Annotated in this window: 18 protein-coding genes and 1 pseudogene; 12 read left to right on the top strand and 7 right to left on the bottom strand. The window is 73.6% G+C overall.

Annotation, left to right across the window (positions count from 1 at the left end; genetic code table 11):
* Positions 1-15 precede the first annotated feature (15 nt).
* The gene (locus ACFYYN_RS07675) at positions 16-1431 is read right to left on the bottom strand and encodes a glycoside hydrolase family 47 protein (protein WP_500545053.1); all 1416 of its coding nucleotides are present in this window, start codon (positions 1429-1431) and stop codon (positions 16-18) included.
* 90 nt (positions 1432-1521) lie between these two features.
* Here ACFYYN_RS07675 and ACFYYN_RS07670 point away from each other — a divergent pair.
* Positions 1522-4703: pseudogene (locus ACFYYN_RS07670) on the top strand (alpha-mannosidase).
* On the opposite strand, the gene ACFYYN_RS07665 reads toward ACFYYN_RS07670, so the two are convergent.
* Complete coding sequence (locus ACFYYN_RS07665) at positions 4661-6103, bottom strand: protein phosphatase 2C domain-containing protein (protein WP_500545052.1); 1443 nt, start codon at positions 6101-6103, stop codon at positions 4661-4663. The pseudogene ACFYYN_RS07670 and the gene ACFYYN_RS07665 overlap by 43 nt on opposite strands.
* A gap of 224 nt (positions 6104-6327) precedes the next feature.
* Here ACFYYN_RS07665 and ACFYYN_RS07660 point away from each other — a divergent pair, with 224 nt between their 5' ends.
* From ACFYYN_RS07660 to ACFYYN_RS07645, 4 genes are all read left to right on the top strand, one after another.
* Complete coding sequence (locus ACFYYN_RS07660) at positions 6328-7317, top strand: helix-turn-helix domain-containing protein (protein ID WP_500545051.1); 990 nt, start codon at positions 6328-6330, stop codon at positions 7315-7317.
* Positions 7318-7396: 79 nt separating this feature from the next.
* Positions 7397-7879, top strand: a complete 483-nt coding sequence (locus tag ACFYYN_RS07655) for a DUF456 domain-containing protein (RefSeq protein WP_500360591.1) — start codon at positions 7397-7399, stop codon at positions 7877-7879.
* Positions 7880-8064: 185 nt separating this feature from the next.
* Positions 8065-8886 (top strand): polysaccharide deacetylase family protein, encoded by an 822-nt coding sequence (locus ACFYYN_RS07650; RefSeq protein ID WP_500545050.1) that lies wholly within the window; start codon positions 8065-8067, stop codon positions 8884-8886.
* A 127-nt stretch (positions 8887-9013) separates the two neighbouring features.
* Positions 9014-10063, top strand: coding sequence for a LacI family DNA-binding transcriptional regulator (locus ACFYYN_RS07645; RefSeq protein ID WP_500545049.1), 1050 nt, complete (start codon positions 9014-9016; stop codon positions 10061-10063).
* An 11-nt stretch (positions 10064-10074) separates the two neighbouring features.
* On the opposite strand, the gene ACFYYN_RS07640 is transcribed toward ACFYYN_RS07645, so the two are convergent.
* From ACFYYN_RS07640 to ACFYYN_RS07630, 3 genes are all read right to left on the bottom strand, one after another.
* Positions 10075-10464 carry a hypothetical protein gene (locus ACFYYN_RS07640; protein WP_500545200.1) on the bottom strand — a complete coding sequence of 130 codons (390 nt, stop codon included), beginning with the start codon at positions 10462-10464 and terminating at the stop codon, positions 10075-10077.
* Positions 10465-10549: 85 nt separating this feature from the next.
* Positions 10550-10984: a roadblock/LC7 domain-containing protein gene (locus ACFYYN_RS07635; RefSeq protein ID WP_500545048.1), complete on the bottom strand. Its 435-nt coding sequence runs from the start codon at positions 10982-10984 to the stop codon at positions 10550-10552.
* Between the two features lie 60 nt (positions 10985-11044).
* The gene (locus tag ACFYYN_RS07630; protein WP_500545047.1) at positions 11045-12079 is read right to left on the bottom strand and encodes a MarR family transcriptional regulator; all 1035 of its coding nucleotides are present in this window, start codon (positions 12077-12079) and stop codon (positions 11045-11047) included.
* Positions 12080-12549: 470 nt separating this feature from the next.
* Here ACFYYN_RS07630 and ACFYYN_RS07625 point away from each other — a divergent pair, with 470 nt between their 5' ends.
* From ACFYYN_RS07625 to ACFYYN_RS07605, 5 genes are all read left to right on the top strand, one after another.
* Entirely contained in the window at positions 12550-13854 is a 1305-nt protein-coding gene (locus ACFYYN_RS07625; RefSeq protein WP_500545046.1) for an ABC transporter substrate-binding protein, read from the top strand.
* A gap of 101 nt (positions 13855-13955) precedes the next feature.
* The gene (locus tag ACFYYN_RS07620) at positions 13956-14912 is read left to right on the top strand and encodes a carbohydrate ABC transporter permease (protein ID WP_500545044.1); all 957 of its coding nucleotides are present in this window, start codon (positions 13956-13958) and stop codon (positions 14910-14912) included.
* Positions 14909-15814: a carbohydrate ABC transporter permease gene (locus ACFYYN_RS07615; RefSeq protein ID WP_500321709.1), complete on the top strand. Its 906-nt coding sequence runs from the start codon at positions 14909-14911 to the stop codon at positions 15812-15814. Before ACFYYN_RS07620 ends, ACFYYN_RS07615 begins: the two co-directional genes overlap by 4 nt.
* 108 nt (positions 15815-15922) lie before the next feature.
* Positions 15923-17335 (top strand): GH1 family beta-glucosidase, encoded by a 1413-nt coding sequence (locus ACFYYN_RS07610; RefSeq protein WP_500545043.1) that lies wholly within the window; start codon positions 15923-15925, stop codon positions 17333-17335.
* A gap of 141 nt (positions 17336-17476) precedes the next feature.
* Entirely contained in the window at positions 17477-17608 is a 132-nt protein-coding gene (locus ACFYYN_RS07605; protein WP_499514675.1) for a hypothetical protein, read from the top strand.
* A gap of 42 nt (positions 17609-17650) precedes the next feature.
* Here the strand turns inward: ACFYYN_RS07605 and rsgA are convergent, their stop codons facing one another.
* Both rsgA and ACFYYN_RS07595 read right to left on the bottom strand, forming a co-directional pair.
* A complete protein-coding gene (gene rsgA / locus ACFYYN_RS07600) occupies positions 17651-18772 on the bottom strand; it encodes a ribosome small subunit-dependent GTPase A (RefSeq protein ID WP_500321713.1) in 1122 nt (373 codons plus the stop codon).
* Between the two features lie 231 nt (positions 18773-19003).
* On the bottom strand, positions 19004-20068 hold the full coding sequence (locus ACFYYN_RS07595; protein WP_500545041.1) for a hypothetical protein: 1065 nt from the start codon (positions 20066-20068) through the stop codon (positions 19004-19006).
* A 297-nt stretch (positions 20069-20365) separates the two neighbouring features.
* Between ACFYYN_RS07595 and ACFYYN_RS07590 the strand changes: the two genes are divergently transcribed.
* Together ACFYYN_RS07590 and ACFYYN_RS07585 are read left to right on the top strand one after the other, a co-directional pair.
* Positions 20366-20683 carry an LPXTG cell wall anchor domain-containing protein gene (locus tag ACFYYN_RS07590; RefSeq protein ID WP_500321716.1) on the top strand — a complete coding sequence of 106 codons (318 nt, stop codon included), beginning with the start codon at positions 20366-20368 and terminating at the stop codon, positions 20681-20683.
* The gene (locus tag ACFYYN_RS07585; protein ID WP_500545040.1) at positions 20680-21312 is read left to right on the top strand and encodes a class F sortase; all 633 of its coding nucleotides are present in this window, start codon (positions 20680-20682) and stop codon (positions 21310-21312) included. Before ACFYYN_RS07590 ends, ACFYYN_RS07585 begins: the two co-directional genes overlap by 4 nt.
* Positions 21313-21438 lie beyond the last annotated feature (126 nt).

Below are 21438 nucleotides of genomic sequence, written 5' to 3'. Positions count from 1 at the left end.
CGTGCGGCGCCCGGGTCAGCGCAGTCCGCGCAGGACGTTGCCCTCGGTGGTGAGGTAGTGGGAGCGGTAGTCGAAGCGGCGCGCCCGGGCGAACAGCAGGTAGTAGTACTTGGCGTTCTCGCTGAACCAGTAGGCCGGGGTCAGGTCGCCCAGCTTCATGGGGCGGGCGGTCACGTCACGTACCACGGTGTACCCGTTGGCCACCTTGCAGTACTGCCTCTGCCGCCGGAACATCTCGGCGGCCCGCTGCCGGTAGAGCTCCTTGCCGGTCGCGAGCCACAGGAAGAGGCAGGAGTCCACGTACTCCGGACGCAGCGGGTAGGAGGCGTCCAGGGCGCTCATGCCGTGGTAGTCGAGGCTCTCGGGCGGCAGGCGGAAGGAGCGCAGGGTGGCGGCCCAGCTGTCGTGGTAGGCCTCGCCCTCGGCGACGCGGCCGCTCTGGGCGAGCAGTCCGGCGTAGAAGGCGGTCAGTTCGGACTGCGCGTGCCCGGTGCCGGCGCCCGTGCGCATGTCGGCCTGGCGGAACCAGAGCCGTCCCGAGCGGCGCTCGGTCAGGTGCGTGAGGACGGCCGCGGTGAGGGTGGTGTACCAGGTGCGCAGTTCCTCGTCGCGGTAGAGCTCCCAGCCGTCCCAGAGATACTCGTAGAAGGAGTCGACGGGCGGGTCGAGGGTGGCGGTGGTGCCCGTCCACGCGCCGGTCTCGACGTTCATCCCGGTGCCGAGCAGGTCCAGCCGTGAGCGGCGGTCGTAGACGGCGCGCAGGGCCTTCTTCGCGGCGTCGTAGTACTTCCGGTCGCCGGTGAGCCGGGACAGCTCGCCGAACTCGGTGATGCAGGTGCCGATCTCGGCGAGGTAGTTCTCCTTGCCGGAGACGGCGCCGGTGACCAGGTTCACGTAACGGTAGGGGGCCCCGGTGGGCGACCGGGTGAAGGCGGGCAGCAACCGGTCCGCCAGTTCGCGGGCGCGGTCGAGCAGGACGGGTTCCTTGGTGGCCAGGTGTCCCGAGAGCAGTCCGCCCACCAGGCGGATGATCGTCTCGAAGACCTGCACGGGGGCGTCCTGGCCGAGTACGAGGTCGTCGCGCACCCACTGGACGCCGGCGTCCAGCTCCTCGTCCAGCTCCATCAGGTAGAGGGTGTCCAGCGCCTCGACGATCGTCAGGCCGAGGGTGCTGCCCGGGATGAAGAAGTCCGAGCCGGCTCCGGCGAGCGGCCGCAACTCGTCGCGTCCCCAGGCGAGTCTGCGGTAGGCGTCCCAGGCGCTGCGGAACTCGGTGACGGACGCGCGGGCGAGCGCCGCGTACGGGTCGGTGGCGGCCGCCGCCGTCCCGGGCAGGGACACGGAGGGGACGGTGGCGATGGGGGCGAGCCGTGCGGCGGCACCGAGCAATCTGCGCCGGGAGAGCCCGCCGGGACGCGCGATTTTTCTCATGCTCCGAAAACCCCGTCCGCCTTCCGGGCGTTACGGGACACCAGCGCATTGACGGGGAATCCATCCGGTGAGCCGACCCGAGGAGCTGAGATGCACGACGACCGTCTGCTGGTCGAGGGCCGTCTGACCAGGGCCATGAACCAGTTCGTCCGGCCCGCCCGCTACGCCGACCGGGTGCCGCTGGGCATGTCGGTGTGGCATGTGGAGGACGGGGAAGGGGGGCCCGTGCCGGTCGGTGAGGCGCTGAAGGCCTCGTCGGACGGAGCGTTCGAACCGTTCTCCGTGGGCACGCCCTGGGGGCCGCCGTGGTCGACCAGCTGGTTCCGGCTGGAGGGCACGGTGCCGGCGGCCTGGGCGGGCCGCCGGGTCGAGGCCGTGATCGACCCGGGGTTCGGGAACGACGGCCCGGGCTTCGTGGCCGAGGGGATGGTGTACGACGCCGAGGGGGTGCCGATCAAGGGCGTCCACCCGCTCAACCGCCATGTCCCGGTGGCCGCTCCGGCCGCCGGGGGCGAACGGGTGAGCCTGCTGCTGGAGGCCGCGGCCAACCCCGCCGTGCTCCGTGACTGGCGTCCGACCCCGCTCGGCGACGTGCTGACCGCGGGGTCCGAGCCGCTCTACCGCTTCGACACCGCCGAACTGGCCGTCCTGGACGAGGACGTCTGGCACCTCGTGCTGGACGTCGAGGTCCTCGAGGGCCTGATGCACGAGCTGGACTTCCACGATCCCCGGCGTCACGAGATCCTGCGCTCGCTGGAGGACGCCCTGGACGCGCTCGACCTGCACGACGTGCACGGCACCGCCGCGGACGCGCGGCGCGAACTGGCCGGGGCACTGTCCCGGCCCGCGCACGCCAGCGCGCACCGTGTCTCGGCGACCGGCCACGCCCACATCGACTCGGCGTGGCTGTGGCCGCTGCGGGAGACCGTCCGCAAGGCCTCCCGCACCTTCGCCAACGTCACCGCGCTCGCCCGCGACTACCCCGAGCTGGTCTTCTCCTGCTCGCAGGCCCAGCAGTACGCCTGGGTGAAGGAGCACCAGCCGGTGGTGTGGCAGCGCATCCAGCAGGCCGTCAGGAACGGCAACTGGGCGCCCGTCGGCTCCATGTGGGTCGAGTCCGACGCCAACATGCCCGGCGGCGAGGCGCTGGCCCGGCAGCTCGTGCACGGCAAGCGCTTCTTCCTGGACGAACTGGGCGTGGAGACCGAGGAGGTCTGGCTGCCGGACACCTTCGGCTACACCGCCGCCTTCCCGCAGCTCGCGAAGCTCGCGGGGGTCCGCTGGTTCCTCACCCAGAAGCTGTCCTGGAACCAGTCCAACAAGATGCCGCACCAACCTTCTGGTGGGAGGGCATCGACGGCACGCGCGTCTTCACCCACTTCCCGCCCGTCGACACCTACAACGCGCAGCTCGCGGGCCGCGAACTGGCGCACGCGGTGCGCAACTTCGCCGAGAAGGGGCGCGCCACCCGCTCCCTGGTGCCGTTCGGCTGGGGCGACGGCGGCGGCGGTCCCACCCGGGAGATGCTGGAGAAGGCGCGCCGGCTGCGTTCCCTGGAGGGGGCGCCCCGGGTCGAGATCGAGAAGCCCGCCGCCTTCTTCACGGCGGCCGAAGCCGAGTACGGCGACCGGGCCCCGGTGTGGTCCGGGGAGCTCTACCTGGAGCTGCACCGCGCGACGTACACCACGCAGGCCAAGACCAAGCAGGGCAACCGGCGCAGCGAACACCTGCTGCGCGAGGCCGAGTTGTGGTGCGCGGCGGCCGCGCTGGGCGCTGCGTCCTGGTACGCCTACCCGTACGAGGAGCTGGACCGGATCTGGAAGACGGTGCTGCTGCACCAGTTCCACGACATCCTGCCGGGCAGCTCCATCGCCTGGGTGCACCGCGAGGCGCGCGACACCTACGCGGCGGTGCGGGACGAGCTGGAGGACCTGATCGCGGGGGCGGTGCGGGCGCTGGGCGGCGACGGGTCCCAGGGCTCCCCCGCCCTGCTCAACGCCTCGCCGTACGCCCGGGAGGAGGTCGTCGAGCTGGACGCCACGGCGGCGGCCGCCCTGCCGGAGGGCAGCGGCGCGCAGCCGCTGGCGGACGGCCGGGCGGTGGTGGCCGCGAGCGTCCCGGCGCTGGGCACGGCGGCCGCCCTGGACCGCCCGGGCGCCGCTGCCGCGGACCCGGTGCGGGCGGTGCGGGAGGGCGGGCTGATCGTGCTCGGCAACGGGCTGCTGCGGGTCGCCGTCGACGCGGACGGGCTGCTGGCCTCCGTCCGCGACCTGACCGCCGGCCGGGAGGTGCTGGCGCCGGGGAAGCGCGGCAACCTGCTGCAGCTGCACCCCGACCACCCCACCAAGTGGGACGCCTGGGACATCGACCGCCACTACCGGCGCAAGCACACCGACCTGACGTCGGCTCAGTCCGTCGAACTCGTCGAGGAGGGCCCGCTGCGGGCCGCCGTCCGGGTCGTACGGGCCTTCGGCGGCAGCCGGGTCGTCCAGGAACTGCGGCTGACCGCCGGCAGCCGCCGGCTCGACGTGCTCACGGAGGCCGACTGGCACGAGTCGGAGAAGGTGCTGAAGGCGTCCTTCCCGCTCGACGTGCTCGCCGAGCGCTCCACCGCCGAGATCCAGTTCGGGCACGTGCACCGCCCCACCCACGCCAACACCGGCTGGGACGCGGCCCGGTTCGAGATCTGCGCCCACCGCTGGCTGCACGTCGGCGAGCCCGGCTACGGGGTGGCGCTGCTCAACGACTCCACCTATGGCCACGACGCGAGCCGTTCCGGTACCGACACCACCGTCCGGCTCACCCTGCTGCGCGCCCCGCACAGCCCTGATCCGCACACCGACCAGGGCACGCACCGCTTCACCTACGCCCTGCTGCCCGGAGCGGCGGTGGGCGACGCGGTCGCGGCGGGGCTCGCGCTCAACCTGCCGCTGCGGCCGGCGGATTCACTGCCGCCGCTGAAGCCGTTGCTGCGCGTCGGTCACCCCGGCATCACCGTGGAGTCGGTCAAGCTCGCCGACGACCGCTCCGGCGACGTGGTGGTGCGCCTGTACGAGTCGCGGGGCGACCGCGCCTCTGGCGCGCTCACCACGGGCTTCCCGCTCGCCCGCGCCCGGGTCACCGACCTGCTGGAGCGGCCGCTGGAGGACGCCGAACACGAGGGCGACGCGGTCGCCGTCGTGCTCCGCCCGTTCCAGATCCTGACGCTGCGGCTCACCCCGGGGCCGCGTCAGGCGTCCCAGACGGCGACCGCCGTACGGTCGTCCGCGTAGCCCTTGACCCGGGTCTGGGTGTCGCCGAGGAAGGCCGGCAGACCGGGGGGCTCGGCGGCGCCCCACCGCTGGGTCAGGCGGGCGACGAGGGCGGGCTCGCCGCGCAGCGGCCCGGCCAGTCCGCCACTGCACAGCAGCAGGGTGTCGCCGGAACGGGCCACGGAGGCGCGGAAGCGGAAGCGTACGGCCGGGCTGTCCTCGGTCTCGGCGCGCTCGTCGGGCCGCCAGGGGTCGAGGTCCTGCCACTCCCCGCCGCGGATGCGGTAGAGCCCGCCGTCGCCGACTCCGAAGAAGAGGCGGATGCGGCAGTCGGGGTCGGCGGGCAGCAGCAGGCAGCGGAGGGTGGCGCTGTACTCGGCCGGGTCCAGGCCCAGGTCCTCGCCGCGGGCGCGCAGCCGTCCGTAGCAGCGGTCGGTGAGCCGGTGCAGGCCGGACTTCAGGGAGCCCCGGCGGGAGGCGCGGATGTCCTCGCTGAGCCGGACCTGGCTGCGGCCCACCGCCGCCGCCATCCACGTGCAGGCGTCGCGGGCCGCGCGGTGGGCGGTGTCCGAGGTGCGCGGGCCGGTGGCGGCGGCGATCAGCAGCAGAGCGTCGTCGCCGCTGCCGAAGCGGGCGGTCAGGACCGCGTCGCGGCGCGGCTCGCCCCGGTAGCGGGCGGAGTCGCCGCGCACCGAGGCCGTGCGGATCGTCAGCAGGCCGTACCGGGCGCCGTCGAGCTCCGTGTCCGGGACGAGGTCGTCGAGGTCGTCCGGGTCGGCCGCAGGCCAGGCGGTCGGCTCGGGGTCGTACGTGGGCGGGCCGTCGCCGACGTACGGCACCGCGGCGAGGGTGGGCTCCGGCAGGCCGGCCGGTGCGGACCGGACGGCCGGCGCGGGAGGTTCCGGGGGTGCCGCGGACCGCGCGGGGTCCGGGGCGGGTTCGGCGGGGGCCCATCCCGGGGGCAGGCCGGGCGGCTCCGAGGCCGGTTCGGGCAGCGCCTGGGGGTGGGGCGGGCCCTGGTACTGCCAGGGGCGCGGGGCGGCAGCCGGGGGCGGGGCGGGACGGCGCAGCCGCAGGGTGTCGGGCGGACCGGCGTCGTCCGCGGCGGTACCACCGGCCTCTCCTGCCGCACCGCTGCCGGGGGCCGTGCCCGCATCGGTGCCGACGTACCAGGTGTCACCGGGCGCGGCCGGCGCGGCCGTGTCCTGCGGGACGGTCCGCCAGGGCGCCTCGCCGCCGCCGTCCTGCTCCTCGCCCTCCGGCTCCTCGCCGTCCGCTTCCTCGCCGAGCGCGGAGAGCGCCGAGCTGTAGCGGTCGTCGAGCGTGTCGCCGGGCTCCCGGCCCGCGGGGTCGGGCTGCCCGTACAACTGCCGCCACCACTCGTCCTCTTGGCGGCGGTCCGTCTCCCCCTGCTGACTCATGCCCCTATTGTCCACCGGCGGGCCCGCGGCGAAACAGGGTTCGGACACGCGAATGGTCCGACGGGCGGCCGGCTCCCTCCTCGGGCCGCACGTCGGACGATCCAGTAGGGACACCTTGCCAGGACAGGGGTTCGAGCAGGGATGATGGCGGGCGGCGGGATTACGCCATGGCTCATTCCCGCCATGCCCGCGTGTTGCGTTCCTCGGATCCGGAAGGGGTGCCCGTGCTCGGTGCCATAGGGCTGGACGATGCCCAGGAGGCGGCCTACCGCGCCCTCGTGGGGCTGGGAGCCGCCGAGGTCGTCGACCTCTCGCACCGGCTCGGCATGCCCGAGGACGAGGCGGCCAGGATACTGCGCCTGCTGGAGCGGCAGGGGCTGGTCGCGCAGTCCTCCGCCCGGCCCGGCCGCTGGGTGGCCGCCCCGCCCACGGTGGCGCTCGGCGCCCTGCTCACCCAGCAGCGGCACCATCTGGAACAGGCGGAACTCACGGCCGCCGTGCTGGCGCAGGAGTACCGCGGCGAGGCCGCGGAGCCGTCGGCGCACGACCTGGTGGAGGTGGTGACCGGCGCGAGCGCGGTGGCGCACCGCTTCAACCAGCTCCAGTTGGGTGCGGACAAGGAGGTCTGCGCCCTGGTGACGGGCACCCCGATGGTGGTGTCGGGGATGGAGAACACCGCCGAGGAACGCGCCGTGGAACGCGGGGTGACCTTCCGCGTGGTCATCGAGCGCGAGGTCATCAGCGGACCCAACGGCATCGCGGAACTCACGGCGGCGCTCGGCCGCGAGGAGCAGGTGCGGGTGGTGGACCGGGTCCCCACCAAGCTGGTGCTGGCCGACCGTTCGCTGGCGATGGTGCCCATGGCCCGGGACGCGGGCGGCCCCGCGGCGCTGGTCGTCCACGGCAGCGGGCTGCTGGACTCGCTGATGGCCCTCTTCGAGAACGTCTGGCGCGAGGCCCTGCCGATCCGCCTGGACACCGGGGGCGCCCTGCGGGAGGAGTCCCCGGACGCGCCCGACGCCGTCGACCTGCAGATCCTGTCGCTGCTGCTGGCCGGGCTCACCGACGCCAGCGTCGCCAAGCAGCTCGAACTGGGGCTGCGGACGGTGCAGCGCCGGGTGAAGCGGCTGATGGAGCTCGCCGAGGTGTCGACCCGGCTGCAGTTGGGCTGGCACGCGTACGAGCGGGGCTGGGTGGAGCGCACCCCCGGCTGAGGCGCGGGGACTTGGGGCTCCGCCGGCGAGGCCGGAAAACCAGGGGGCGCCGGGGCCCGGCTTCGGGCACGCTGGGCCCATGGGGACCGGACAGCTGTGCCTGATCGGTGCCGTCATGCTGTCCGGACTGTGGGGCGTGCTCGTACCGGGCGCGCCGGGCCCGCTGATGTGCTGGGCCGCGGTCCTGTGGTGGGCGACCCATCTGCACACCACGGTGTCGTGGGGCGTCCTGGCGGCGGCCACCGGTGTGCTGCTGCTCAACCAGGCCGTCCAACTGCTGCTGCCCGCCCGGTCGGTGCGGGACGCGGGGGTCCCCCGGCGGGCCTTCCTCGTCGCCGGGCTGTGCGCCGTCGCGGGCTTCTTCCTGCTGCCGGTGGTGGGGGCGCCGGCCGGTTTCACGCTGTCCCTCTACGGCGGCGAGCGGATGCGGCTCGGCAGCCACGGCGCGGCCTGGTCCTCCACCCGTACGGCCATGCGGGCCGCGGGAACGGCGCTGCTGGTGGAGCTCTTCTCGTGCCTGCTGGTCGCCGGGGCGTGGCTGGGGGCCGTCGTCACCTCGTAGGTCCCACGGTGCCCCCCGGAGCCCGGCCGCGCGCAAGCGGCGGGTGCGCGGCGGCCGTTCGGGCCGCTCCGTCGCCGTCCTCCGGCGGAATTGTCAGGGCTCCGTAACAGCCGGATCCCCCGGTGCCCCTCCCCCGTCCTCCCGTGTGCAGGTACGGGACACCGGACACGAGGAGCGGGGCGGACATGGGGTGGAGCGGGATGCGCGGGACGAACGGCCGGGTGCTGGCGGCGGCACTGGGCGTGGCGGGGGTGGCCGCGCTGGCGTCGGTGTGGACCGCCCAGGCCGGCACCCCCGACGGGCCGCAGGCGGCGGTCCGTCCGGCGAAGCCCTCCGCCTCCGCCAAGCCCCGGCCCATACCCGGGCAGACCTCCGTGCCGGACGCCGAACTGCCCGCCCCCGTGGTGAACATGGACATCGCCCACGCCTCCGACAAGGGCCCCCGGGGCGTCAACATCACCATCGACGACGGGCCCGACCCGCAGTGGACCCCGCAGATCCTCCAGGTGCTGCAGGACAACGGCGTGAAGGCGACCTTCTGCATGGTGGGCCCGCAGGCCCGGGCCCACCCCGACCTGGTGAAGGCGGTGGTGGCCGCCGGGCACCGGCTGTGCGACCACTCCGTCACGCACGACACGACGATGAACGGCAAGCCGCGCGCGTACCAGGCGAAGGAGATCCTGGACGCGGAGCGCATGATCACCCAGGCCTCGGGGGGCGTCAGGCCGCTGTACTACCGGGCTCCGGGCGGTGCCTTCACCCCATACAGCCGCCAGCTGGCGGCCTCCCGCGGCATGCGCCCGCTGGGCTGGAACGTCGACTCCGAGGACTTCAAGCAGCCGGGCACCGCCGCGCTGGTGTCCACCGTCAAGAACGAGATCTCCAACGGGCCGACGCTGCTGTTCCACGACGCGGGCGGGGACCGCGGCCAGACCGTAGAGGCGCTGCGGGAGATCCTGCCCTGGCTGAAGCAGCAGGGCCGCACCTTCGGCTTCCCGGTGCGCTGACCGCCGGGCGGGCGGCCGGGAACAGGCGAGAGAGCGCTCTCAGAAACGGCCCGCGAGCTGCGGGGAGAGCGCTCTCTCCATGCTTCCCGGAGGGACTACGCTGTTCCCGTCCCGAGAGGAGCACCCCTTGTCCGACCAGATCTCCGGAGCACGCCCGACGCTCGAAGCCGTCGCCGAACGGGCCGGGGTCTCCCGGGCCACCGTCTCCCGGGTCGTGAACGGCGGGACGGGGGTGCGCGAGGCACTGGTGGACAAGGTCCGCAAGGCCGTCGAGGAGCTGGGCTACGTACCCAACCAGGCCGCCCGCTCGCTGGTCACCCGGCGCACCGGGGCGGTCGCCGTCATCGTCGCGGAGCCGGAGAGCCGGGTCTTCGCGGACCCCTTCTTCGCACAGCAGTTGCTCGGCATCAGCCGTGAGCTGGCGGTGCACGACTCGCAGCTCGTCCTGCTGCTGGTGGAGGGCACCGCCGACTACGACCGGGTGGGCCGCTACCTGGCCGGCGGGCACGTGGACGGCGCGCTGGTCTTCTCGCTGCACGCCGAGGACCCGCTGCCCGGCATCATCCGCCGGATCGCGCTGCCCACCGTCTTCGGCGGGCGTCCCGGCTGGCCGGGGGCGGAGGGGGACCGCAGCGTGCTCTACGTGGACTCGGACAACCGCGGCGGCGCCCGCGAGGCGGTGCGCCACCTGGTCTCGCTGGGGCGGGAACGCATCGCGACCGTCACCGGGCCGCTGGACCAGACCGCGTCGGTGGACCGGCTCGACGGCTACCACGACATCCTGATGGACGCCGATCCGCGGCTGATCGTCGAGGGTGACTTCTCCGAGGCGGGCGGGGCGCGTGCCATGGCCGTGCTGCTGGACCGGGCGCCGGACGTCGACGCCGTCTTCGTCGCCTCCGACCTGATGGCCTGCGGTGCGCTGCGGGTGCTGCACGAGCGGGGCCGGCGGGTGCCGGAGGACGTCGCGGTGGTCGGCTTCGACGACATGGTCTCGGTGGCGGAGCTGGCCGACCCCCCGCTGACGACGGTCCGTCAGGAGATCGAGGAAATGGGCCGGTTGATGGTCAGGCTGCTCGTGCGGGGCCTGGAGCGGCGGTCGGAGGAGGACAGCGGCGGCCGTCCGCTGTCCTCGCTCGTCACCCCGACCCGGCTGGTGCGGCGCGCCAGCGCCTGACCGGCCGGGGCTCAGAGCGTGCTGTGCTCCTTGACCACACGGCGGGCCTGGGCGAAGAGCATTCCAACGTTGACCGAGCGGCGGCAGACGACGACGGCGACGACGTCCTCGTTCATGTTGTTGCGCATGAACAGGTGGGTCAGGTTGTCGCTGTTGACGAGGATCTCCTGGAAGTAGTGCGCGTCACTGGTGACCCCGCGGCGCTCCTTGAAGACGTCCTCGATCATCACCACCGTGCGCCCCTGGAAGAGGTCGAGGGTTGCCGCGGCGAGCAGGTCCAGGACCTCCGGCGGATGGCTGTCGACGGTGTCGACGGAGAGCAGCATGCCGGTCGACATGTCGACCACACCGGCGGCGAGGCAGTCGGGGACCTCCTGGCGCAGGTTCTTCACCAGGCCCATGACCAGGTCGGACAGGTTGCCGTGCGGGCGTTTTCCGGTGGTGCTCACAGCACTCCTTCTGCGGTCTTCACTGAGGCTTGGATCGTCATCCGAGGACTCCCTCGGGGTCGTGCGCGGACTCCGGCGCGGGCACGGCGCCCGGTCCGGGACCGGGTGCCAGCAGGATCGCGCCGATGCGCTCGACGGCGGACCTGGCCTCCACGTGGAGCTGGGGGACGTTCATGCCCTCGTCGCCCACGACGACCAGGAGCGCGGTCTCGCCGACCGCGTAGACGGCGGTGTAGCCGCCGCTGCTGCAGGTCACGGTCCTGCGGAGCGGGCCGCGCAGGGCCGCCATGGCGATCCGCCGGGCGAGCCCGAGACTGGCGGCGGCCAGCGCGGCGAGCCCGTCGGGGTCGATGGCCTCCTCGGTGTCGGCGGCGATCAGCAGGCCGTCGACGGCCGCCACGGCCGTGTCGGTGACGCCGACCACCTGGTCCCGCAAAGCGCGCATCTCGGCGACCAGGGCGTCATGATTCATGCACGTGCACCTCCTTGAATTCCCTTCGGTCGGTGTTCCGTTGGTCCCCGCGGATTTCGGTCACGGGGAATCGGCCCGGCTCCGTCCTCGCGGCCGGAGAAATCCTTTCCAGCCCGATTGCGGGCGGCTCGCGTCGAGAGCCTCGCGAATACCGCTGGCGCCCGGTTCCCGGCGGGGCAGCCCCTCGGCGCCGGGGGCCGTGACGGGGACGTCCCCCGGTTCCCACTCCGGTACGGGCGGGTACGGGCCCGGGTACGGGTCCGCAGCGCCCTCCGGGAGGGCGAGGGGAGGACTCGGCACGGCAGGGCCCGCCGGCTCCGCCGGTGTCGTGGGATACGGGTCGGGGAGCGGCGGCGCCGGGGCGGGCGGCGGCAACGGGTGGGCCGGCGGGGCCGGGACGGTCTCGACGAGGCCCTCGGCGCACATCCGGGCGACCTCCACGGTGATCGTGTAGACCCCGCGGCCGATGAGGAACGCGATGTCCCGGGGGCTGCGCCGTCCGTTGGCGCAGCCGAGGATCTCGCGGCGCACCGGCGCCAGGGGCTCGTCCGCCCACGCGGGCGGACCCACGGCGGCGACCCGGTCGCGGTCGGGCGAGACCGATCGCGGCAGGGAGGCCAGCGCGGTGAGCCGGCGACCCGCCTCCACCAGCAGTTCCTCCGGTTCCACCCCGTTGCCCAGGCCGGGCGGCGGCACGGTGCGCGGCGCTCCCGGCGGGGCGGGGTCGAAGGCGCAGTTGTCCAGGCGTCCGGCCAGCACGGCGAAGACCGCGTCCTGGACGGCCATCATGTGCAGCACCTGGAACTCGGCCGTGCCCAGCCGCCCGCCGGCGGCGATCGGCGCGCCCGGCCACAGCCCCGTACCTGCGGCGTCGTGGGCGGCGTTCCACTCGTCGGCGTCGATGCGCCCGGAGCGCACCAGCAAGGTGCCCACCCCCGGCGCCCCGGGACTCTCCACGGCCACGACCGCGCCGTCGAGCAGATGGAAGGCCCCGCCGGGGCTGCCCTGCACGCGCAGCACCCCGGTCGCCCGTTCGTCGCGGCACCTGGACAGCGCGCGGCCGAGCAGACCGTGAGCGGCATTCCGGGCGGGCACGGAACCCGATGGTGCCGAGGTCATCGCTCCCCTTGCTGCGGTTATTCGGGCATACGGCGGGCGGGCTCGCGGGCATAGGGACGGGAGGCGCGAAAATGCCGTACTCATGCACGAACAATCACGCCGGCGGGTAATTTCTAGCAGCCCTCCGACACGCTCCTCCGGGCATCGCACGACATGGCCGAGGACGAGTATTTGAGCCCTACAGATGTCAATTCCGTGCCGTTCCACGACCGTTTCCGCGCCAACGGGCGGAGGTGCCCGGAGAGGTTCGCGAAGGGTCACGACGCCGGCGATGCCGTCAGGACGTGGAGCCGCGCAGGGCCCGGGGCCACCCCACCGGCCTTTATCCATTCGACTCTTGACGAATCACCGGATGCGGCGGCACTCTCCTGGGCATCGCTTGAGAGCGCTCTCAAGAACCGCGAACAAGGGCCCTCTCACCCGTCCCGAAGCCATGGGAGGCTTCCATGCCCATCGCCCGAGCCGCCAGACGCGCCGCCCTCCGACTCGGGGCGGTCGCGCTCGCCGGGGCGCTCCTCGCCGCCTGCGGATCCGGCTCGACCGGTACGTCCGCGGACAAGGACGGCAAGGTCACGATCACCGTCGACCTGTTCGGCACCTTCGGCTACAAGGAAGCCGGCCTGTACGACGAGTACGAGAAGCTCCACCCCGGCGTCACCGTCAAGGAGAGCAGCACCGAGAACGAGGCCGACTACTGGAAGGCCCTGCAGACCCGGCTCGCGGGCGGCGGCGGCCTCGCCGACGTCCAGGGCATCGAGGTGGGCCGCATCGCGTCGGTCACCCAGCAACAGGCCGACAAGTTCGAGGACCTGGGCGCCCTGGGTGCCAAGGACCTCAAGGACGACTTCTCCGCCGCCAAGTGGGCCGCCGCCACCACCTCCGACGGCCGCACCCTGGGGCTCGGCACCGACATCGGCCCCGAGGCGATCTGCTACCGCACCGACCTGTTCCGGCAGGCCGGCCTGCCCACCGACCGGACACAGCTGGCGCAGAAGTGGTCCACGTGGGACGGCTACCTGGAGCTCGGCAAGCAGTACAAGGCCAAGGCCGGGGCCAAGAGCGCCTGGGTCGACAGCGTCGGCAGCCTCTACTCCGTCATCGTCGGCCAGGAGAAGGAACGTTACTACGACGCCTCCGGCAAGCTGATCTACGACGACAACGCCGCCATCACCTCGGCCTGGGACCTGTCCGTGAAGGCCGCCCAGGACGGGCTGAGCGCCAAACTCGCCCAGTGGACCCCCGCCTGGAACCAGGCCTTCAGCAGCGGCTCCTTCGCCACCATCGGCTGCCCCGCCTGGATGCTGGGCTACATCAAGGGCCAGGCCGGGGACGCCGGCAAGGGCAAGTGGGACGTCGCCCCGCTCCCGGGCGGCGCTTCGGGCAACTGGGGCGGGTCCTACCTGGCCATCCCCAAGGGCTCCGCGCACGCCAAGGACGCCTTCGCGCTGGTCAAGTGGCTGACGGCCGCGGAACAGCAGGCCAAGCTCTTCAAGAGGCAGGGCAGCTTCCCCTCCAACGTCGGGGCGATCGAGTCCGTCAAGGACGTCACCGACCCGTACTTCAGCGACGCGCCCATCGGGCAGATCTTCGGCGCCGCCGCCGAGGCCTCCCCGGTGCAGGTGCTCGGCGTGCACGACGGCGACGTCAACCAGCAGATCACCAACGCGCTCGGCGAGGTCGAACGCAAGGGCACGGACTCCGCGACGGCGTGGAGCCACGCCAGGAAGGGCGTCGAGAACGCCGTCGGCTGACGGCCCCCGCCCCGCCGGCGCCGGGCGCGGCGGACCCCTCCCCGGTCCTCCGCGCCCGGCCGCCCCGCCCCGGTACGCCCCCGACCCGAAGGTCCCGCCCCATGACCCTGACCGCCACCGCGCCGGTGCCCCCCGCCCGGCCCCCGGCAGCCCAGGCGCCCCCGCGGCGACTGCTCGCCCGGCTGTCGCCGTACGCCTACATCGCGCCGTTCTTCGCGCTCTTCGCCGCGTTCGGACTGTTCCCGCTGCTCTACACCGCGTACGTCTCCCTCTACCGCGTCGAGCTCCAGACCCCCGGCGCGATGGAATGGCGGGGCCTGGACAACTACACCGCGCTCCTGCGCGACGACTTCTTCTGGACCGCGCTGCGCAACACCTTCACCATCGGGGTCGTCTCCACCGTGCCGCAGCTGCTCATGGCGCTCGGCCTCGCCCACCTGCTCAACTACAAGCTGCGGGGCCGGACCTTCTTCCGGGTCACGATGCTCCTGCCGTACGCCACGTCCGTGGCCGCCGCGACCCTGGTCTTCGCCCAGCTCTTCGGCCGCGATTTCGGCCTGGTCAACTGGCTGCTCGGGCTGGCCGGCATCGGGCCCGTCGACTGGCAGTCCGGGACCGTCGCCTCGCAGATCGCGGTGTCCACGATCGTCACCTGGCGGTGGACCGGCTACAACGCGCTCATCTACCTCGCCGGGATGCAGTCCATCCCCGGGGACCTGTACGAGGCCGCCGAACTCGACGGCGCCTCGCGGTGGCGGCAGTTCCTCCACGTCACCCTGCCCGGCCTGCGGCCCACGATCCTCTTCACGATCGTGGTCTCCACGATCGGCGCCACCCAGCTCTTCGGCGAGCCGCTGCTGTTCGAGGGGAGCATCTCGGGCGGCATCTCCCACCAGTACCAGACCCTCGGCCTCTACATGTACGAGCAGGGCTGGGGCTACTTCCACCTGGGCCGCGCCGCCGCCATCGCCTGGGTGATGTTCGTCCTCATCGTCCTGCTCGTGCTGCTCAACACCGCGCTGGCACGGCACCGTTCACGGAAGGGGACCCGTCGATGAGCGCGCTCCTCACACGGCCGCGACCCGGCCGCGACGCCGGGACCGCACGCCCCCTGCCCCGCCTGCGCTCCGCCCGGGCGGGCCGGCAGCACCACGGCGGCCGTCTCGCCTACGCCCTTCTGATCGTCGCGGCGGCGATCTCCGCCTTCCCCTTCTACTGGACGATCGTCGCCGCGACCCGGTCGAACGCGGAGCTGGCCGCGAGCCCGCCGTCGCTGCTGCCCGGCGGCAACCTCGTGCACAACTTCCGGCAGGTGCTGGAGCAGGCCGACATCGGCAAGGCCCTGCTCAACTCACTGATCGTCTCCGGGTCGGTGACCGTCGGCACCGTCCTGTGCTCCACGCTCGCCGGGTTCGCCTTCGCAAAACTGCGCTTCCGGGGCCGCAACGCGCTGCTCACCCTGACGGTCGGCACGATGATGATCCCGCCCCAGCTGGGCGTCATCCCGCTCTTCATGCTCATCGCGGAGCTGCACTGGGTGAACCAGCTCCAGTCCGTCATCCTCCCCGGGCTCGTCTCGGCCTTCGGGGTCTTCTTCATGCGGCAGTACCTCGCGCAGTCGCTGCCGGACGAGCTGATCGAGGCCGGCCGCGTCGACGGCGCCTCGACGGCGCGGATCTTCTGGAGCATCGTCGTGCCCATCGCCCGGCCGGGGATGGCGGTGCTGGGGATGCTCACGTTCATGGCGTCCTGGAACGACTTCTTCTGGCCGATCATCGCGCTCACGTCGCAGGAGCCCACGGTGCAGGTCGCCTTGCGGCAGCTGGGCGGGGGGTACGTGCACGACCAGTCGGTGATCATGGCGGGCACGCTGCTGGGGACGGTGCCGGTGCTGGTGGTTTTCGGGGTGCTGGGGCGGCAGATCGTGGGCGGGATCATGCAGGGGGCGGTGAAGGGTTGACGGGGCCTCGTCCGCGGCACCGTTGTGGTTGCGGTTGGGGTTTCTCCCCCGCCCGCCGCAGGCGCAAACGACCCGCATAAGGCAACGACCCGCACACAAGGAGCCCCGATGACCACGACCGCAGCCCGCCGGACGAGCAACGCGCCGCACACGACACCGGCCTTCCCCGAAGGGTTCCGGTGGGGCGCCGCCACCGCGGCCTACCAGATCGAGGGCGCCGCCGCCGAGGACGGCCGCACCCCCTCGATCTGGGACACCTTCAGCCGCACGCCCGGCAAGGTGCGCAACGGCGACACCGGGGACATCGCCGCGGACCACTACCACCGCATGCGCGAGGACGTCGCGCTGATGGCGGAGCTGGGCCTCACGGACTACCGCTTCTCCGTGTCGTGGCCGCGCGTGCAGCCGACGGGCCGGGGCCCGGCCGTGCAGAAGGGGCTCGACTTCTACCGCGCCCTGGTCGACGAGCTGCTGGACCACCGCATCCGCCCCGTCCTGACCCTGTACCACTGGGACCTCCCGCAGGAGCTGGAGGACGCCGGCGGCTGGCCCGTGCGCGGCACCGCGGAGCGCTTCGCGGAGTACGCGGGGCTCGTCGCGGACGCGCTCGGTGACCGGGTGCCGTTGTGGACGACGCTGAACGAGCCGTGGTGCTCGGCGTTCCTGGGGTACGCGCAGGGCGTGCACGCCCCGGGCCGGACGGAGCCGGAAGCGGCGCTGCGGGCGGCCCACCACCTGCTGCTGGGGCACGGCCTCGCGGTCGGCGTGCTGCGTGAACGGCTCCCGGTACCGGCCCAGGTGTCGCTGACGCTGAACCTCGCGGCGGTACGTCCGCACACCGGGAGCGCCGCCGACCAGGACGCCGCCCGGCGGGTCGACGCGCTGGCCAACCGGATCTGGCTGGACCCGGTGTTCCGCGGCTCCTACCCGCGGGACCTGCTGCGGGACACGGCCGCGCTGACGGACTGGTCCTTCGTGGCCGACGGTGACCTGCCGGTGATCTCCCGTCCGGTGGACGCGCTGGGCCTCAACTACTACGCCCCGACCGTGGTGGCCGCGGGCGGCCATGCGGGGCCGTCGCCGTGGCCGGGGGCCGAGGGGCACGTGCGGTTCGTGCCGGCGCCGGGGCCGCGGACGGCGATGGACTGGCCGGTGGACGCCGACGGGCTGCACGAACTCCTGCTCCGCCTGCGGGACGAACTGCCGGACACGCCGCTGCTGGTCACCGAGAACGGCGCCGCGTACGACGACTACGCCGACCCCGAGGGCGAGGTCCACGACCCGGAGCGGATCGCGTACCTGCGCGCGCACCTGGCCGCGGTGCACCGGGCGATCGCGGACGGTGCCGACGTCCAGGGCTACTTCCTGTGGTCGCTGCTGGACAACTTCGAATGGGCCTACGGCTACGGCAAGCGGTTCGGCGTGGTGCACGTGGACTTCGCGAGCCAGCGCCGTACGCCGAAGGACAGCGCCCGCTGGTACGCCGGGGTCGTCGCCCGGGGCGGCCTGCCGTCGACATGAGCCGCACATGCGGACAACTCGGGTCGCAGAAACGCGAGTTGGTCCGCACGGCGTGTGAGACGGTACGGCCACGGGAAGGTCACGTTCGGACATCGAAGGTGAAGGTGCGGTAAAACGCGCCCCGAACGGGCTGGAGGAGCCATGGTCTACTCGATCGTCCTCGGCATCGTCATCGTCACACTCGGCCTCGGCAGCATCGTCTACACCTTCTGGCACGAGGGCAGTCCGCTGACCTTGCGCCGCGGCGGCGAACGCCACAACGGCGCCGGATGACCGCCGGCCCGGCTCCCCGCCGGGGAGCCGGGCCGGGTCCGGTCAGTACACCTTGCGGTGGCCGCCGCCGCGCTTGCGCTCGTACATCTCACGCCCCGCGGCGGAGCGCAGCTTCCACTCGCGGCGCATCTCGGAGCGGAGCCGGGCGTCGGTGCGGGAGGCGATCCACGCGTTCTCACGGAGCAGCTTGCGGTAGCTGTCCAGCCGGCGGTGGGTCAGTACGCCGTCCTCCAGGGCGGCGAGGACCGCGCAGCCGGGCTCGGAGTCGTGCGAGCAGTCGGGGAAGCGGCACTCCCCGGCCAGCGCCTCGATGTCGGAGAACGTCCGGGTGAGACCGGAGTCGGCGTCCCACAGCCCGACGCCGCGCAGCCCCGGGGTGTCGATGACCACCCCGCCGCCGGGCAGCGGCAGCATGTCGCGGGTGGTCGTGGTGTGCCGGCCCTTGCCGTCGCTGTCGCGGTTGGCCTGCACCTCCTGGACCTCGCGGCCCAGCAGGGCGTTGGTGAGCGTGGACTTGCCCGCGCCCGATTGCCCGAGCAGCACGGACGTGGTGCCGGCCAGCGCCATCGCCACCTCCGGCACGCCCTGGCCGGTGGCGGCGCTGACGACCAGGACCTCCACGCCGGGCGCCGCGCCGCGGGCGTCGTCCAGCAGGTGGCCGGGGTCGTCGACGAGGTCGGCCTTGGTGAGGACGACCAGCGGCTGCGCGCCGCTGGTCCACGCCAGGGACACGAAGCGTTCGAGCCGTCCGAGGTCGAGTTCGGCGGCGATCGACACGGCGATGACCGCCAGGTCGACGTTGGCCGCCAGGACCTGTCCCTCGGAGCGCTTGGAGGAGGTCGAACGGACGAAGGTGGTGCGGCGCGGCAGCAGGGCGCGTACCGCGGGACCGGTCGCCGGCGTCTCGTCGACGGCGGCCCAGTCGCCGGTGCAGGCGATCCCCATGGGGTCGCGGGTGAAGACGTCCTCGGTGTCGGCGCGGACGGCCTTCAGGCCACCGGAGCCGTCGGGGAGGACGACGTCGCACAGCCCGCGGTCGACGCGGACGATGCGGCCGGGTGTGAGTCCCCGCTCCGCGTGGACGGCGAAGTCGGAGTCGAATGAGGAGTCCCAGCCGTAGGCGGTGAGCGCGGTGGACGGCTGCGGGACGGATCCGTTGGTCAACGGAGGAGAGCCCTTCGGGAGGGCGGTCGCGCGCGGCTGTGCCGTCGGGTGCTTCGCGACGGGCAGGGTCAGCCGGCGACCGCTGAGGTGGGGGTGATGATCTTCTGGATGGGGGCAGCGCCCAGCTCGACGGCAGTCATCGTTCCAACACCTCCCGGTTTACTCGCGGTCCGACGGCGACACCTTAGCCGGTGCCCCGGGAGACCCCGCAACCGGTTTTCCGCGGACGGCTCACGCCGTCTCGGCGTACCGCTCCCCCGCGTACTCCCGCACCACCGGGACGACGGCCTCCGCGCCGCCGGGCAGCCGGTCCAGACGCACCAGGGCGAAGGCCTTGTGGCCGTCGACCAGGTAGGAGGGGTTGCTGTGCGGACGGCTGCCCGGCAGCGGCCACACCACCAGCCAGGGGCGGGTGTCGGTGGTGGTCGGCGGTCGGCCGACCGTGACGGCCGCGATGTCCTTCCAGGAGAAGAACGACTCCTCGCCGGTGACCTCGCGCATGCCGATCCCGGCGGGCCCCACGCGCAGCCGCAGCGGCTTGCGCCAGCGCCGGTACGAGCGGCCCGTGAGGACCCAGCAGCCGATCGCGCCGAGCGGACCGAAGGCGCCGAGGGGCACGGGGCCGGTGAAGCCGCCCCGGACGAGTTCCCAGAACGAGTAGCTGAAGACGACGGCGAGCGCCGCCCAGACCAGGACCCAGGTGCCGGCGCGCCGGGCGTCGACGAACTGCCGCTCCCCGCCGGGCACGCGCGATTCCGGCCCCGACACGGTCACCGGGATCGGCGGGCGCACGGCCCGTGGCGCGGTCTCGAAGGCGGCGCCGCCGTGCTCGGCGAGCGCGGCCGTCAGTTCCCGAACGCTCTGGTCGAGGTCCTCGCAGTCGACGAGCGTGTAGCGCAGCCGGTCGTCCCAGGTGCGGTCGGGCTTGCGGGGGAACGTGACGCCGGGCGCCGTCCAGAGCGTGAGCCGCGGCTTGGGCGGTGTGGTGGCCTCGCTGTCCTCACCGGTGTTGGGGAGGTGCCACAGGGAGACCGCCTCGATCTGCTCCCAGGCGAGTTCCGCGTCGTGCAGGGTAATGCCGAACGCGTCGACCCGCAGCCGGAACGGCTTCCGCGCCCTTCGCAGGTCCCTCGCCCCGTTCCACGCCCCCACGGCCGCCAGGAACCCCAGGAACAGGGGGCCCGTCGCGCTCTGCGAGGCGACCAGCCACACCAGCGCCAGCGCGACCGTCGTCAGACCTCCGATCAGCCACCGCCGGCCCCGTCTCCTGAGCGTCCGCTCTACCGTGAACTCCACCGTTCCCCGCCCCCTTTGACGTCCCCCACCGGAAATCATTGTGCGTTCGCCAGGGCCTGCGGCTGCTGCCGTGAGCTGGGTGTTGCCCAACCGTGACGCCCGGCCGGACGGCGGCTCCGGCCGGTCGCCGCCGCGTCGCCCGCCGTTCACCGAGGGCCCCGCGAGGAGCTCCCGAGGACGACTTTGCCTGTTCTTTACAACCCGCCTCCGGGCCGCCTCGTCTCTCCGCGCGATCAGTTGCCACCACCCGCCCGTGCCCCACCGGGGGCAGGGCGGGGTGACGAAGGAGAGCGATACATGCGCAGCAGTGTTCTCACCGCCGCGGCCGTCGCGTGCGCCGCGGTGCTGGCGGGGACGGCGCCCGCGTTCGCCGACGGGCCGAGCGCCCGGCCCGCGCCGGCGCGGAGCGCCGCGCCGAGCGAAGCGCCGTCCGCGGTGCCGTCCCCGCGTCAGGTCGACCGGGTGCCGGCGGGTGCGCCCGACACCGGCGTGCAGTCCCCGGCCGGCGCGCACGGGCCGGACGGCACGGTGGTGGCGGCGGCCGGGGGCGGCCTGCTGCTCCTGGCCGGCGGCACGTTCGTGGTGACGCGGCGCAGGCGCACCACCGCCGGATGACCCCGGGCGCGAGGTGGGCCGCGGTCCTGGCGGCCCTGGCCGTGCTGCCCTGGGCGGGCGGGTGCGCGGGCGGCTCCGGTGACGGTCCCGTCGCCGCGCCGCCCGCCGTCTCGGCGCCGCCCGCGGCCGCACCGACGCGCCCGTCCCCGCCGGCCCCGCTCGCCCGCTCGGTCCCGGTACGGCTGCGGATCCCGGCGATCGGGGTCGACACCCCGGTCATGGAACTGGGGCTGGCCCCGGACGGCACGGTGGAGGTCCCGCCGGTGGCGCGTCACTCGCCCGCCGGCTGGTACCGCCACTCCCCCACGCCGGGACAGCTCGGCCCGTCCGTGCTCCTGGCCCACGTCACCGTCGGCCGGTTCGGCGACGGGGTCTTCCGCGACCTGGCACGGCTTCGCCCGGGCGACCGGGTCGTGGCGGGGCTGCGGGACGGCGCGTCGGCGGAGTTCACCGTGGACCGGGTGCGGACGGTGGCCAAGGCGCACTTCCCGGCCCAGGAGGTCTACGGCGACGTGGACCGCCCCGAACTGCGCCTGATCACCTGCGGCGGCCCCCGCACCGCCGACGGGAGCGGATACCGCGACAACGTCGTGGTGTTCGCCTCCCTGACCTCGGGGGACCGCGACTAGCGGCGGGGGGGGGGGGGGGGGGGGGGGGGGCCCCCCCCCCCCCGCCCGGGGGGGCCCCCCCCCCCGGGGGCGGGGCCGCGTGGGGGTGGGGTGTGGGGTGGGGGAGGGCCGGCCCGCGGGGCCGGC

The sequence above is a fragment of the Streptomyces sp. NPDC001902 genome, from assembly GCF_042891295.1.
Taxonomy (GTDB): Bacteria; Actinomycetota; Actinomycetes; order Streptomycetales; family Streptomycetaceae; genus Actinacidiphila.
The sequence above is the reverse complement of the archived record's forward strand: the minus strand, read 5'-3'. Positions and strand labels throughout refer to the sequence as shown.